The sequence below is a fragment of the Aeromonas sp. FDAARGOS 1417 genome, from assembly GCF_019046985.1.
Taxonomy (GTDB): domain Bacteria; phylum Pseudomonadota; class Gammaproteobacteria; order Enterobacterales; family Aeromonadaceae; genus Aeromonas; species Aeromonas veronii.
Genome location: NZ_CP077221.1, coordinates 2,962,496 through 2,976,578, shown reverse-complemented (window position 1 = coordinate 2,976,578; position 14,083 = coordinate 2,962,496). Strand labels below are relative to the sequence as shown.

The 14,083-nt window shown below is 58.8% G+C and carries 12 protein-coding genes; 3 read left to right on the top strand and 9 right to left on the bottom strand.

Annotated features, from left to right (window positions below; translation table 11 throughout):
- Window positions 1-41: 41 nt before the first annotated feature.
- From glpG to I6L47_RS13645, 7 genes are all read right to left on the bottom strand, one after another.
- The gene (gene glpG, locus I6L47_RS13675) at window positions 42-875 is read right to left on the bottom strand and encodes a rhomboid family intramembrane serine protease GlpG (RefSeq protein ID WP_157161665.1); all 834 of its coding nucleotides are present in this window, start codon (window positions 873-875) and stop codon (window positions 42-44) included.
- Entirely contained in the window at window positions 872-1,195 is a 324-nt protein-coding gene (gene glpE / locus I6L47_RS13670) for a thiosulfate sulfurtransferase GlpE (protein ID WP_005355913.1), read from the bottom strand. Before glpE ends, glpG begins: the two co-directional genes overlap by 4 nt.
- A gap of 122 nt (window positions 1,196-1,317) precedes the next feature.
- On the bottom strand, window positions 1,318-2,019 hold the full coding sequence (locus tag I6L47_RS13665) for an ABC transporter ATP-binding protein (RefSeq protein ID WP_005342433.1): 702 nt from the start codon (window positions 2,017-2,019) through the stop codon (window positions 1,318-1,320).
- 10 nt (window positions 2,020-2,029) lie between these two features.
- A complete protein-coding gene (gene livG, locus I6L47_RS13660; RefSeq protein WP_216947623.1) occupies window positions 2,030-2,803 on the bottom strand; it encodes a high-affinity branched-chain amino acid ABC transporter ATP-binding protein LivG in 774 nt (257 codons plus the stop codon).
- A complete protein-coding gene (locus I6L47_RS13655) occupies window positions 2,800-4,068 on the bottom strand; it encodes a high-affinity branched-chain amino acid ABC transporter permease LivM (protein ID WP_005355922.1) in 1,269 nt (422 codons plus the stop codon). Before I6L47_RS13655 ends, livG begins: the two co-directional genes overlap by 4 nt.
- Complete coding sequence (gene livH / locus I6L47_RS13650) at window positions 4,068-4,994, bottom strand: high-affinity branched-chain amino acid ABC transporter permease LivH (RefSeq protein ID WP_005339439.1); 927 nt, start codon at window positions 4,992-4,994, stop codon at window positions 4,068-4,070. Before livH ends, I6L47_RS13655 begins: the two co-directional genes overlap by 1 nt.
- A 66-nt stretch (window positions 4,995-5,060) precedes the next feature.
- Window positions 5,061-6,182 (bottom strand): branched-chain amino acid ABC transporter substrate-binding protein, encoded by a 1,122-nt coding sequence (locus tag I6L47_RS13645; protein WP_005339442.1) that lies wholly within the window; start codon window positions 6,180-6,182, stop codon window positions 5,061-5,063.
- Window positions 6,183-6,616: 434 nt separating this feature from the next.
- Between I6L47_RS13645 and I6L47_RS13640 the strand changes: the two genes are divergently transcribed.
- Window positions 6,617-7,621: a substrate-binding domain-containing protein gene (locus I6L47_RS13640; protein WP_005355925.1), complete on the top strand. Its 1,005-nt coding sequence runs from the start codon at window positions 6,617-6,619 to the stop codon at window positions 7,619-7,621.
- 64 nt (window positions 7,622-7,685) lie between these two features.
- Here the strand turns inward: I6L47_RS13640 and I6L47_RS13635 are convergent, their stop codons facing one another.
- Together I6L47_RS13635 and I6L47_RS13630 are read right to left on the bottom strand one after the other, a co-directional pair.
- On the bottom strand, window positions 7,686-9,011 hold the full coding sequence (locus I6L47_RS13635; RefSeq protein ID WP_206692012.1) for a 6-phospho-alpha-glucosidase: 1,326 nt from the start codon (window positions 9,009-9,011) through the stop codon (window positions 7,686-7,688).
- A complete protein-coding gene (locus tag I6L47_RS13630) occupies window positions 9,008-10,597 on the bottom strand; it encodes an alpha-glucoside-specific PTS transporter subunit IIBC (RefSeq protein ID WP_216949360.1) in 1,590 nt (529 codons plus the stop codon). Before I6L47_RS13630 ends, I6L47_RS13635 begins: the two co-directional genes overlap by 4 nt.
- 282 nt (window positions 10,598-10,879) lie before the next feature.
- On the opposite strand from I6L47_RS13630, the gene I6L47_RS13625 reads away from it, so the two are divergent.
- Both I6L47_RS13625 and I6L47_RS13620 read left to right on the top strand, forming a co-directional pair.
- Window positions 10,880-11,584, top strand: coding sequence for a GntR family transcriptional regulator (locus tag I6L47_RS13625; protein WP_005357335.1), 705 nt, complete (start codon window positions 10,880-10,882; stop codon window positions 11,582-11,584).
- Between the two features lie 218 nt (window positions 11,585-11,802).
- Window positions 11,803-14,067, top strand: coding sequence for a methyl-accepting chemotaxis protein (locus I6L47_RS13620; RefSeq protein WP_216947622.1), 2,265 nt, complete (start codon window positions 11,803-11,805; stop codon window positions 14,065-14,067).
- Window positions 14,068-14,083 lie beyond the last annotated feature (16 nt).

The following is a 14,083-nucleotide window of genomic DNA, read 5'->3' as shown; positions in this document are numbered from 1 at the left end:
CCCTTCGGGGCGGCGTTCTCGTTTCTGCAACTGCTGAAAAATCAGGTCGGCTGGTGGTTGCGATCCAGCCAGCCTTGCAGCAGGCCGACCAGCAGGCCGGTCAGGTGGGCAATATTGGCCGTGCTGGTGCCGAGCATGTCGAAGAAGCCGAGCACCATCCAGAACAGCATAAAGCCCATCAGCGCCGGCGGCAGAGTGAGGCCGCAGGCCGGTTGCAGCTTGCTGCGCAGCCAGCAGTAGCCGAGCAGGGCATAGACCACGCCGGAGAGGCCACCAAACAGCGGGCCGCTGGCAAAGAACTCGGCGATATTGGGCAGGGCGGCGCCCACCAGCAGCAGGATCAGCAGCTTGCCGCTGCCGAGGCGCTGCTCGATCTGGCCGCCGAGATACCACCACCACAGCAAGTTGAACACTAGATGGAGCACCGAGAAGTGGATCAGGGCGGGGGTGAAATAACGCCACGCCTGCCAGTCGGTGAACTGGGCCAGCGTCGGGTGGAATGCCAGTTGATCAAAAATGGGCAGGCCGATGGCCTCGATCCCGTAGATGGCGAGACAGGCGATGATGACCACCAGCGTCAGTGGCCCTGCCTGATGGAGGAAGTCGGTGATGGGATCTGTCATCCCCTTGCTGTAGTCGATGCGGGCATCGGCGCTACCAGATTGCCAGGAGGCCTCCATGTAGCGCGGGTGGCCCGGCTCGGCCAGAAAGCGCTTCACCTCCAGCTGGGCCTGAGCGAGGCGTTGCTCGTCCGCCAGCCAGATGGTGACCCCCAGCTCGGACTGGGTCAGCTCGCAGGAGATGCCCAGGGTAGCCAGATAGTCTACCAGCGCCTGTGCCATGCGGGCGTTGTCGAGCACCAGCAGCTGGATCATGCCTCGCCTGCCTCGATGGGAAACTCCCGGCGCCACGCCTCGAAGCCGCCATCCAGACTGTAGACCTCGTCATAACCCTGTTGCAGCAGGTATTGGGCCGCCCCCTGACTGCTGTTGCCGTGATAGCACATCACGATGACCGGGGTATCGAAATCCACTTCATTCATAAAGCGCACCAGCGTGCCGTTGGTAAGGTGGAAGGCGCCGACCGCGTGGGCCGCTTCAAAGGATTGCGGGTCGCGAATATCCACCAGACGGGCTTCACCCGCGCTCAGTTTCTGGTGGGCATCATGGGCATTGATATGGGCAAACTGGTCCATCGGGATGTCCTGCGAATAGGTTGATTACGGGCCAGTGTACCGCAAGCTTGGGCGCAAACTAACCCCACAAAAGATAAGGGAGCCAGCGGCTCCCTTGTTGATATGGCATGCGGGTCAGTGGGTTAACCGCCCAGATAGGCCTGCCGCACTGCCGGGTTGGCCAGCAGGGCGGCGCCCGTGTCTTGCAGCACCACGTGGCCGTTCTCCAGCACATAGCCGCGGTCGGCCAGCTTGAGCGCCTGGTTGGCGTTCTGCTCCACCAGAAAGATGGTCATCCCCTTCTGCCGCAACTGTTCGATGGTGTCGAAGATCTGCTGGATGACGATGGGGGCCAGCCCCAGCGAGGGTTCATCCAGCAGCAGCAGGCGCGGTTTGCTCATCAGGGCGCGGCCGATGGCCAGCATCTGCTGCTCGCCGCCGGACATGGTGCCCGCCCGTTGTTGCAGGCGCTCGTGCAGGCGCGGGAACAGGGTAAACACCTGATCCAGCAGGCCATGCTGCTCGGCCTTGTCGACGAAGAAGGCGCCCATCAGCAGGTTCTCCTCCACCGTCAGGCGGGCGAAGATGCGACGCCCCTCCGGCACCACGGCGATATCCTTGCGCATGATGCGGGCGGTGGTGAGGGAGCTGATCTGTTCCCCCTCAAACCAGATGGAGCCGCTGCTGGGCTTGGGTTCGCCGCAGAGTGTCATCAGCAGGGTGGTCTTGCCTGCGCCGTTGGCGCCGATCAGGGTGACGATTTCCCCCTCTTTCACCTCGACGCTGACATCGTGCAGTGCCTGAATTTTGCCGTAGTGGGTCGATACGTTGCGAAGTTCTAACATCTTTTTGTCCTTACGACTCGCCCAGATAGGCCTTGATCACTGCCGGATTGTTGCGGATTTCATCCGGCTTGCCGTGGGCCAGCGGGGTGCCCTGGCTGACCACGAAGATGCGGTTGGAGATGCCCATCACCAGCTTCATATCGTGTTCGATCAGCAGCACCGAGACCCCGAATTCGTCCCGCAGGCTCATGATCAGCTCGTCCAGCTCGTCGGTCTCCTTCGGGTTGAGGCCAGCAGCCGGTTCATCCAGCATCAGCAGCTCGGGACGGGTCGCCATGCAGCGGGCGATCTCGAGTCGGCGCTGCTGACCGTAGGCCAGGTTGCCGGCGGCTCGGTTGGCGAGATCCTTGAGGCCCACTTTATCCAGCCAGAAGGCGGCCCGCTCCAGCCCCTCCTGCTCCGCCCGGCGGAAGGCCGGGGTCTTGAACAGACCGGCGATAAAGCTGGTGTTGAGGTGCTGGTGCTGGGCAACCAGCAGGTTCTCCACCGCCGTCATCTCCTTGAACAGCCGCACGTGCTGGAAGGTACGCACAACCCCCTTGCGGGCGATAAGGTGGCCGGGTAGCCCCTGGATCTCCTCACCTTTGTAGCGGATGGTGCCGCCGCTCGGGCTGTAGAAGCCGGTCAGGCAGTTGAAGATGGTGGTCTTGCCCGCCCCGTTGGGGCCGATGATGGAGATCACTTCGCCCTTGTCGATATCCAGTTTTACTCCGTTGACGGCCAGCAGGCCCCCGAAGCGCATCGACAGATCAGAAACTTCCAATAACTTCTGATGTGTACTCATTTCTTCAACTCCAGATGCGGACGGGTCATCGGCAGCAATCCCTGTGGCCGCCAGATCATCATGAACACCATCAAGAGGCCGAACATCAGCATGCGATACTCGTTGAACTCGCGGGCCAGCTCCGGCAGCACCGTCATCACGATAGCGGCCAGCACCACCCCGATCTGGGAGCCCATACCACCCAGCACCACAATCGCCAGCACAATGGCCGACTCGATAAAGACGAAGGATTCCGGGCTGATAAAGCCCTGCCGCGAGGCAAAGAAGCTGCCTGCGAAACCGGCAAAGGTGGCGCCTATGGTGAAGGCGGTCAGCTTGATGATGGTGGGGTTGAGCCCCAGCGATTTGCAGGCGATCTCGTCCTCCCGCAGCGCTTCCCAGGCGCGGCCAAGGGGCATGCGCAGCAGGCGGTTGATGACGAACAGGGTCACTACCACCAGCACCAGCGCCATCAGGTAGAGGAAGATCACCTTGTGGTTGGCGTTGTAGGTAATGCCGAAGAAGTTGTGGAAGGTATCAAAGCCCCCATCCTTGACGGTGCGGTTGAACTCCAGACCCCCCAGCGTCGGCTTGGGAATGCCGGATATACCGTTCGGGCCGCCGGTCAGGGTAGTCATGTTGTTGAGCAGGATGCGGATGATCTCGCCAAAACCCAGGGTGACGATGGCCAGATAGTCCCCCCGCAGCCGCAGCACCGGGAAACCGAGCAGGAAGCCGAAGGTCGCGGCCATCAGCCCGGCGATGGGCAGGCACTCCCAGAAGCTCAGTCCGAAGTAGGTGTTGAGCAGGGCATAGCTGTAGGCACCGACCGCGTAGAAGCCGACATAGCCGAGATCGAGCAGACCGGCGAGGCCGACCACCACGTTCAGCCCCAGCCCCAGCATGATGTAAATCAGGGTGAGGGTGGCGAGATCGATGGCACCGCGAGAGGCCATAAAGGGCCAGCTCACCGCGAACAGCAGCACCAGCACGGCGGTGAGGTTATAGAGCTTGGGCGCCTCTTCCGGGCTCGGCAGCACCAGCTTGGTAAAGCCGACCGAGAAGCCGCTGATGGAGGCCTGAAACAGCTTGGCAATCTGGCCGCGCAGCATCTGGAACCAGAAAACGAGGGTGGCGCCCCCCAGCAGCCAGGCCAGCGACACATCGAGGCGGCTCACTACCTGCAGGCTGGAGCCATCGGTCTCCAGCTTGAAGCCGAGCAGCCAGAAAGAGAGCACCAGCAGCACCAGGCTGGCGATACAGGCGTGGATAAATTGATGTTTCATCACACTTTCTCCACTTCCGGACGACCCAGGATGCCGGTCGGCATAAAGAGCAGCACAAAAATGAGCAGGGCAAACGCCATCACATCCTTGTACTCGGTGCTGAGATAACCGGCGGTGAGCGCTTCAACCACGCCGAGCAGCAGGCCGCCCAGTACGGCGCCCGGAATGCTGCCGATACCACCCAATACAGCGGCAGTGAAGGCCTTCAGACCGGCCATAAAGCCGAGGTAGGGGTTGATGACGCCGTAATACATGCCGAGCAGCACCCCGGCGACGGCGGCCAGCGCGGCCCCCAGCACGAAGGTGATGGAGATGACCACGTGGGTGTCGATGCCCAGCAGGTTGGCCATCTTGATATCTTCCGAACAGGCGCGGCAGGCGCGACCCATGCGGGAGCGGCCGATGAACTGGGTCAGCGCCAGCATGGTGATGAAAGTCACCACGAAGATAATCAGCTGCATATAGGAGAGGCTGGCCTGAAAGCCATCCTCACCCCCCAGGGTCCAGCCGCCGGAGATCAGGCTGGGCATGGCGATATCCCGCGAGCCCTGAGCCATTCGCATCATGTTCTGCAGGAAGATCGACATGCCGATGGCGGAGATGAGGGGGATCAGCCGGTTGCCACCGCGCAGTGGCCGGTAGGCGACCCGCTCGATGCTCCAGCCATAGGTGCCGGTGATGATGATACTGACCAGGAAGGCGCCCCCCAGCAGTAGAAAGGTGCTGTCGATGCCCATCATCATGAGCCCCGCCATCACCATGAAAGCGACATAGGAGCCGATCATGTATACCTCGCCGTGGGCGAAGTTGATCATGCCGATGATGCCATAGACCATGGTGTAGCCAATGGCGATCAACGCATAGGTGCTGCCTATAGTTAATCCGTTCAGCAGTTGCTGAACCAGATAGAGGAGGTGTTCGGACATACTGCGTTCCCTGTACTTGCCCGCAAAGAGAGGAGGGGGTGAGTGTACTCACCCCCGATCGGCAGATTATTTGACTTGGCTGGAAGTACCGTCAGCGTGCCACTGGAACACACCGAATTCGAAGCCTTTCAGGTCACCGTTCGGTGCCCAGGTCAGGGGGCCCATCACGGTATCGATCGGGGCGGCCTTGATGGCGGCGGCAACGGCAGCCGGGTCATCTTCACCCGCTTTGGCGATACCGGCTGCCAGGGTTTGCACCGCGGCATAGGTAGTCCAGACGAACGGGCCGGAGGAGTCCTGACCCTTGGCCTTGAACGCCGCCACCAGCGGGGCGTTGGCCGGCACCAGATCGTATTTGTTCGGCAGGGTCACCAGCAGGCCTTCGGAAGCCGGGCCACCGATGGCGGAGATATCCTTGTTACCCACCCCTTCCGGGCCCATGAACTTGGCTTTCAGCCCCTTCTCGCCAGCCTGACGCAGGATCAGACCCAGCTCAGGGTGATAGCCGCCGTAGTAGACGAAATCGACGTTCTCTTTCTGCAGCTTGGCGATCAGGGCGGAGAAGTCCTTGTCACCGGCGGTGATCCCTTCAAAGGCCACCACTTTCACGCCAGCCTTGTCGAGCGCCGCTTTGACGCTGGAGGCGATCCCTTCACCGTACTGCTTCTTGTCGTGGATAACGGCCACGCGCTGGGGTTTGACCTGCTCGATGATGTACTTGGCGGCAGTCGGGCCCTGATCGCTATCCAGGCCGATGGTGCGCAGGGTCAGCTGGTAACCGCGCTCGGTGATCTTGGGGTTGGTGGAGGCGGGGGTGACCATCAGGATCCCCTCGTCTTCATAGATGTCGGAGGCGGGCAGGGTGTTGTCGGAGCAGAGGTGGCCGACCACGAACTTGACGCCGTCATTCACCACCTTGTTCGCGACGGCCACCGCCTGTTTGGGATCGCAGGCATCGTCATAGACGACCGCTTCGATCTGCTTGCCATTGATGCCGCCAGCCTTGTTGATCTGCTCGACCGCCATCTTGCCGCCGGTGAACTGCATGTCCCCGTACTGGGCAACCGGGCCGGTAACCGGGCCTGCGATACCGATCTTGATGGTGTCTGCCGCGTGGGCGATGGAGATCGATCCAAACAGAGCCAAAGAAACCGCTGCGCCAACTGTGATTTTGCTCAACTTATGCATTGATTCGTCCCTTAATCAGTGGATTGTTTCATTTCCGTGTGCCATTCCGGATCTACATCCCGTGCATCCGGCTATAGGTATGGTTCTATCATTCCTCACGGGGCAATAACAAGCTGTTAAAGATACTAACCAGAGGGGGTTGGATGGGCGGATTTTGAAATAAATGACCTGTTATTTTCCGCTAATCAGAGTTTAATTTTGATTTGTTGACTTAACATCTTGGTAACGAGAGGCGATTCTGACAAACGCCAGAGGATTAATCTGGCGATATTTTACTCTGACAGCGCTCCCATTTTGACCACAATCCATTTGCGCAAACAAAAATGAGCGCCTAAATTAGCCGGCATTGACAATTCCGTGGCAGAGCTCGTTAAAACCAAGCCTTTATTCGGGAAATCTGCTAATGTTCCGCCTTTGACAGTCAGGAGACAGAGATGGCCACTATCAAGGATGTCGCCTCGCGCGCAGGCGTATCCATCTCCACCGTCTCACATGTGCTCAACCACACTCGGCGGGTCAGCGAAGACGCGACCCAGAAAGTGATTGAGGCGGTGGCAGAACTCAACTACGCGCCCAACTCGGTAGCGCGCAGTCTTAAAATAAATTCGACCAAGACCATTGGCATGCTGGTGACCACCAGCGTAAACCCCTTCTTCGCAGAAGTGGTGCAAGGGGTTGAAGCGTACTGCTTCGAACAGGGCTACAGCCTGATCCTCTGCAACACCGAAAACCAGCCGCCTCGCCAACAGCATTACCTGAGAATGCTGATGGAAAAACGGGTGGATGGCCTGCTGGTATTGGGTACCGATATCGACACCCCGTTGCGTGACATGCTGCGCATCCACAAGAACGTACCGCAGGTGGTACTGGATTGGGGCACGGAGTGCGATTTCGCCAACGTCATCAACGACAACGCCCGCATCGGCGCCCGCATGGCCGTTCGCCATCTGCTGGAGCTGGGGCACCGCGACATCGTCTGCATCACTGGCCAGCTCTCCAAGCCGACCACCCAGCAGCGACTGGACGGGGTACGTGATGCGCTGGGCGAACACGGTCTGACCCTCAAAGATGAGCAGGTCTTCGAAGGGGATTACGAGAGCCAGAGCGGCTTCGATGCCATGCAGCGCATCCTGGCCCTGCAGCCTCGTCCGACCGCGGTCTTTGCCTTCGACGATCCCATGGCGATCGGCGCGATTTGCGCTGCCTGGGAAGCCGGAGTCAAGGTGCCGGACGATATCTCCATCATCGGCTACGACGATGTGGAGATGGCGCGCTTCTCCAGCCCGCCGTTGACTACCATCCGTCACCCTAAGGCCGAACTGGGCCAGCTGGCGGTGAAGCATCTGGTCAGCCGGATCCGCAACAAGGAGCTGGAAGTGGAATCGATGACGGTACAGCCCGAGCTGATTGTCCGTCGCTCGGTCAAACCGCTGCGTTAATCCGCACCCATTGCCAACACGAAAAACCCCCTCTGTCACGAGGGGGTTTTTGTTTATGGGCGGTTTATTTCAGTTCCGGCCAGTAGGCTTTGTTGGCCTCTATCAAGTCATCGAGAATGGACTTGGCCACCGATGCACTGGGCACTGTCTTGGAGAGGGTGATGGCTTGCCACAGTTTCTGGTAAGAGTGCTCAACCCAGGCTTCGACCACCAGTTTCTCGACCGCGACCTGCTGGCCCATCATGCCCTGCTGGAACAGCGGGATGCTGCCCACCTGCAGCGGCTCAGGTCCGCTGCTGCCGACCAGGCAGGGGATCTCGACCATGGCTTCCGGGTCAAAGTTGGGGATGGCGCCGCGATTGGGAACGATCAGCAACATCCGCTCCTGGGTGTTGAAGGCAATGGCGGTTGCCAGGTCAACGATATAGGAGGCGTGTTCATCGATCTCCAGCTCGCCCGCTGCTGAATTACCTGCCTTGACGATGTCGGTACAGGCGGTGAAGACCTGCTTCTCGCGGTGCTCCATCACCTCGTTGGCACGGGTGTGTTCCGGGTTGGAGTGGGCCACCACATAGTCCGGGTAGAGGTAGTACTTCAGATAGGTGTTAGGCAGGGTATCCGGGTCGAGCGCCCACACATCCTTTGCCTTGGCGAAGGTATCGTTCCAGCTTGCTTCGGCATGGCTGGCGCTATTGGGCACATAGCCGTGGCGGGCGACGTGCTCCTTGATCTTCGGCATCAGGTCGTTGCCTTCCAGATCTTCGATGCGGGTCCACCAGCCAAAGTGGTTGAGGCCGTAATAGCGTACCCGCATCTCTTTGCGGGATTTGAGACCGGCAATCTGGGCCATGCGCCCCTCGATCCCGATCGGCATGTCGCAGATGTTGAGGATTTTGGCGTTGGGACGCAGGCGACGGGTCGCTTCGGCCACAATGGCGGCCGGGTTGGAGTAGTTGAGCATCCAGGCATTGGGTGAGTACTGCTCCATATAGTCGACCAGCTCCAGCACTCCGCCGATGGAGCGCATGCCGTAGGCGATACCGCCCGGGCCGCAGGTCTCCTGACCGACCACGCCATGACGCAGCGGGATCTTCTCGTCCAGCTCGCGCATCGGATATTTGCCAACCCGGATATGGGCCATGACGAAATCTACATCGCTAAACGCTGCTTTGGGGTCGGTGCCATAGCTGAAGGCGATCTCGGGAGCCTTCTCTTTCAGCAAGATTTTGCAGGCTTCGGCGATGATCTCCTGACGGGCACCATCGTTGTCGTAGAATTTGATCTCCTTGAGCGGGAAGCGATGTTGATTTTCCAGCAACATCAGAACGATACCAGGAGTAAAAGTGCTGCCACCACCGGCAATGACTACAGAGAATTTTTTCATGATCATGACTCCATTACTAAAGACGATTGTTGATGACTGTTGTTCATAATCGATTCCATATTTTCACGTACCTGAGGTACATGCAGACCGATAATTACTTGGATACTATCGCCATGGCGGACAACACCATGGGCCCCTAATTTAATAAACTTCTCATCTGCAGCGGCTAGCTTGCTGTTAACCAGCGATATTCTTAAGCGGGTGGCACAATTATTCAGACTGCGTATATTTTTGACTCCACCAAGCGCTTCGATAATTTGTGTTGCACTATCACTGCCCCGCTGGTTTTTGGCTGCCTGATAATCTGACTTGGAATAAAGCTTTATTTCACTGTCTTCCCGCCCCGGTGTTTTAAGATTGAGTCTGATAATCAGCGCGCGGAATATCAGGAACCAGATTCCGGTAAAGACCAACCCGATAGCGATCTGGGTGAACATCATTCCCGCATGGTTGTGGAACATGGGTATCCAGTTCTGCGGCAGGAACTGGTCGAGCAGACCTCCACCCATGTTGCCGACCACACCAAACAGGTACATCACAGTCGACATGGTGGCTGCCAGCAGGGCGTGGATGGCAAACAGCAGCGGCGAGATGAAGAGGAAGGTGAACTCCAGCGGCTCGGTGATACCGACCAGAATGGCGGTCAGGGTGGCCGGGATCAGCAGGCCTGCCACCTTGGCCTTGTTCTCTTTGGTTGCCGTGGCATAGATGGCCAGGGCAATCCCCATGGCACCGAAAATCTTCGAGTTGCCGTGCAGGGCAAAGCCACCCTGAGGGAACTGTTCAATCAGCGGGCGAGTGCTCTGGCTGAACTCCAGCATGTGCTGCGCCCAATAGAGCTGAATGCCCCCCTCTACTGCCGCTGGGCCGAAGATGAAGGGGCCGTAGATAAAGTGATGCAGGCCGGTCGGGATCAAAATCCGCTCGAGGAAGGTGTATACCCACACCCCGACCGGACCCGAGACCAGCATGAAATTCTGCAGGGAGGCGATGCCCATCTGTACTTTTGGCCAGCCAAGCAGGGTCAGCCAGGCGCAGGGGATCATCACGAAGAAGGCGACAATGGTGACAAAGGAGCTGCCCTGAAAGATGCCGAGAAAGACCGGCAGTTGGCGATCAAACAGGCGGTTGTGCAGTGCCGTCACGATGCCGGAGATGACGATGGCCCCTATGATGCTGGTATCCAGGGTTTTGATCCCCGCCACCATGGCGAGGCCACTTTCCCCCCCCACATCCTGACTGAAGTCGACCCCGAAATAACTGCCCCAGGTCATGCCCATGGCGTTGATAAAATAGTTCCAGGTCATGAAACTGACCAATACAGCCAGACAAGCTCTGGCTTGTGCCTTATTTGCCAGACCGATTGGCAGACCAATCGCAAATATGAGCGGCATATTTCTGAATACTGTCCAGCCACCCTCTTCAATAATATGGATGATCTGGAAGAATAATCCTTGTGGGTTTGCCAGTGATTCACCGACAAACATCGGGTTTTTCAGCATAATTGCAATGCCTACTACCATACCTGCAAAAGGAAAAAGCAGTACAGGAGTGAACATTGCTCCGCCAAAACGTTGAATTTGACTGAGCATATATTGTCCCTTGGTTGAAATAGCTAATCGAATCCTTGCCGGTGTTGCCAGATGCAAATTAGCAACGATAAAAAGAGACCTCATGAAATATCTTGGAATAATGTGATCTGACGCATGCAGTTATTTAGACAAAGATGTCTAACTTTTGCGATATTGTTGTACCTCTTGGTTTTGTGATGTTCTTGCAGCTTTAGTTGAAAGTTAAGTTATTGTTTTTAAACAATTTAGCCACTTGATTAAGAATAAGATGGTTGGCGTTGTGACCACAGGAGATGTCTAGCAGTGATCTATAAATCGGTGGCTGATCGACTCAGGATCAGGGTAAACGGTGCCGAGTGTCGGGTGGGAGATGTGTTGCCGGGCGAAAAAGCGCTGGCAGAACAGTATGGTGTCTCCCGCATGACCATTCGCAAAGCGGTAGACATGTTGATCGAGTGGGGATTGGTCGAGCGGCGCCACGGCAGCGGCACCTATGTGACGAAAAAGGATGTCCAGCATGAGACCAAAGGGCTGAGCGGGTTTACCGAACTGATGCGCGAGCAGGGGCGCACGTTGACCAGCCAGGTGTTGGAATTTCGCACCATGCCTGCGCCACCGGCCATCGCCAGTCAGCTGAGGGTGAAGGTGAATGAACCCGTCTATTACTCCAGCCGGATCCGCTCGGTGGATGGTCGGGCTCTGCTGCTGGAAGAGAGCTATATGCCGGTCAGACTGTTTCGCAATCTGTCGGTCGCCCATCTGGAAGGGTCCAAATTCGACTACATCGAACGGGAGTGCGGCATCGCGATTGCGGGTAACTATGAGTGCTTCAGTGCCGTGCTGGCGGATCGGGTTACTGCCGAGCTGCTCCATATCGAGCAGGGGGCCCCTATCCTGCGGCTCACCTCGCTCTCATACAGCGAGAGCGGAGAGTTCCTCAACTACTCCATCATGTTCCGCAATGGTAACGACTACCATGTCGACTACCACCTGCACCGTTTTCGTTAATCCGCTCGCCAGCCTGCTGGTTAGTTATTGTCTGGATGCAGGGCCTTTCACGAAGCAGGGAATGACCCTCTATCTGGTGAATATCCCCCCGTTTGACCCACCTCGCATTTTGCCTGTTAATCGTTTGATCAATATCAACAAAGGGTTAAGTTCTGATGGACTCCCGACTTAACCGTTCCATCCTGTAGGTTGGGTATGACTGTCAAGGATGGTGTCTTATGTTCCCCCCTCGCAAGCTGGGTCACCAGATCACGCTGCTGGCAATCGGCGGCATCGTATTGCTCGCCGTGGTGTTGCTTACCTTTAATCTGTTTGAAAATCGCCAGCGGGCGCTCGCGGCCGAGCAGGCTGCACTGCGGAGCCAGCTCCAGAACGTGGAAGCGGTGATCAAAAACACCAGCCATGAAACCGTGCTGGCGGCGACCCTGATCGCCCAGCGGCCGGATGCAGCAAAGGCGGTGGCCGACCAGGATTGGCAGACCCTCGCCAATCTGTTTGATCCGCTCTGGCCTGCCATCAAGGCGCAGGGGATCGAGCAGTTCCAGTTCCACCTGCCGCCAGCCACCTCCCTCTATCGGGTACACAAGCCTGAAAAACACGGTGATGACCTCTCTGCCATTCGCCCCACTGTGGTTGAGGTGAATCGCGAGCATCATGCCGTTGGCGGGCTGGAGATTGGCGTGGCTGGTACCGGTTTGCGCGGGGTCGTGCCGGTCACCTTCAACGGGCAGCCGGTCGGTTCGGTGGAGTTTGGTCGTGCCCTGGATGAAAAGCTGTTTGGCCAACTGCTGGACAAGCAGGTGCAGCTCGCCATCTATCTGTTTGAGCAGGGCAAACTGGTGACGCTGGTTGGCACATCCAGGCTTGGTGAGGCGATGGAGTGGTATCAGCCGGTACTGGCCGGTGAGGAACGTTTCGTCAATATGACGCAACAGGGGAGTGATTTGCTGGTGATGGCGGCTCCCCTGCGCGATTACTCCGGCAAGGCAGTCGGTATCATCGAATTGACCCGGGATCACAGTCTGGTCGTGGCCGATCTGGCTCGTCAGGGCTGGCAGATGGCGATCATCTCTCTGATAGGGGCTCTGGTGATTGCCATGGTGATGGCGTTCGCTCTCAATCGCATCAATCGACCGCTGCTCGACAGCGTCAAGGCGCTGGAGGCGCTGGCCAATGGCTCCGGCGATCTCGGCAGCAAGCTGCCGGTGGCGGGGCCGGAGGAGATCCGCCGGCTCGGGTCGGCGTTCAATGCCTTTGTTGCCAAGATCCGCGACACCATCAGCCAGCTCACCGCCACTCTGGGCGAGCTGGCTGGCGAGAGTGAGCGGCTGTCGCGCAGTGCGGCTGGCAACCTTGGCAGCATGACGCGCCAGCAGGAACAGACCACCCAGCTCGCCACCGCCATGACCGAGATGACCAGCACGGTACACGAGGTGGCCAACAACACGGCGCAGGCGGCCGAAGCGGCCAACGAAGCGGACAATCAGGCGGTCACCGGCGATGAGGTGGTGCAGCAGAGCGTCAACATGATCGAACAGCTGGCCGAGGAGATCGCCAGCGCGGGCAACACGGTGAAAGAGGTTGCCAAGGCCAGTGAGCAGATTGGCTCGGTGCTGGCGGTGATCCAGTCCATCGCCGAGCAGACCAACCTGCTGGCCCTCAACGCCGCTATCGAGGCGGCCCGGGCCGGTGAACAGGGGCGCGGTTTTGCGGTGGTGGCCGACGAGGTGCGCTCGCTGGCAGGCCGCACCCAGCACTCCACCGCCGAGATCCGCGGCACCATAGAGCAGTTGCAACGGGCGGTGGGCACCACGGTGACCATGATCGAACACAGCGTCTCACGGGCGGGGGAGTCGGTGGAGCGGGCCAATCAGGCGGGAGAAGCCCTCGGCCGGATCAAGGGGGCGGTCAACAGCATTCGCGACATGAACACCCAGATCGCCGCCGCTTCGGAGGAGCAATCCTCGGTGAGCGACGAGATCACCCGCAATATCGTCAGCGTCCACGAGATCTCCCAGGCCACCACTCTGGTGGCGCGGGATACCGCCCATATCGCCAGCCATGTGGCGACCCTGGTGGACAAGCTGGGGGATCTGGCCGGACAGTTCCAGGATGGCTCCAACGTGCGGATGGTGCTGAGTCGCGCCCGCGCCGCTCATATGGGTTGGAAGACCCGGGTGCGCGCCTATCTGGATGGGCAGGAGGGGCTGTCGCGCAGCGAGGCGGTCAGCGACAAGGAGTGCCGCCTTGGCCACTGGTACTTCAGCGAAGGGCAGACATGCTGCGGCGATCAATCCGCCTTCAGGGCGATGGCCGCCCCCCACGCCAGATTGCATCAGGTGATCCAGCAGATTATCGAGCTGAAAAATCAGCACAAGCATGAAGAGGCGGAGGCGCTCTACCGCGAGATCGAGCAGAACTCAGAGCAGGTAGTGGGTTGCATCGATCAGTTGCTGCAGGAGATGACCAAACCGGAGCGTTAATGACGAGCGGGCCTGA

What these genes read in the sequence shown, in the direction of transcription:
- glpG (WP_157161665.1), bottom strand. Translation starts at nt 875, where the DNA reads ATGATCCAGCTGCTGGTGCTCGACAACGCCCGCATGGCACAGGCGCTG.
- glpE (WP_005355913.1), bottom strand. Translation starts at nt 1,195, where the DNA reads ATGGACCAGTTTGCCCATATCAATGCCCATGATGCCCACCAGAAACTG.
- I6L47_RS13665 (WP_005342433.1), bottom strand. Translation starts at nt 2,019, where the DNA reads ATGTTAGAACTTCGCAACGTATCGACCCACTACGGCAAAATTCAGGCA.
- livG (WP_216947623.1), bottom strand. Translation starts at nt 2,803, where the DNA reads ATGAGTACACATCAGAAGTTATTGGAAGTTTCTGATCTGTCGATGCGC.
- I6L47_RS13655 (WP_005355922.1), bottom strand. Translation starts at nt 4,068, where the DNA reads ATGAAACATCAATTTATCCACGCCTGTATCGCCAGCCTGGTGCTGCTG.
- livH (WP_005339439.1), bottom strand. Translation starts at nt 4,994, where the DNA reads ATGTCCGAACACCTCCTCTATCTGGTTCAGCAACTGCTGAACGGATTA.
- I6L47_RS13645 (WP_005339442.1), bottom strand. Translation starts at nt 6,182, where the DNA reads ATGCATAAGTTGAGCAAAATCACAGTTGGCGCAGCGGTTTCTTTGGCT.
- I6L47_RS13640 (WP_005355925.1), top strand. Translation starts at nt 6,617, where the DNA reads ATGGCCACTATCAAGGATGTCGCCTCGCGCGCAGGCGTATCCATCTCC.
- I6L47_RS13635 (WP_206692012.1), bottom strand. Translation starts at nt 9,011, where the DNA reads ATGATCATGAAAAAATTCTCTGTAGTCATTGCCGGTGGTGGCAGCACT.
- I6L47_RS13630 (WP_216949360.1), bottom strand. Translation starts at nt 10,597, where the DNA reads ATGCTCAGTCAAATTCAACGTTTTGGCGGAGCAATGTTCACTCCTGTA.
- I6L47_RS13620 (WP_216947622.1), top strand. Translation starts at nt 11,803, where the DNA reads ATGTTCCCCCCTCGCAAGCTGGGTCACCAGATCACGCTGCTGGCAATC.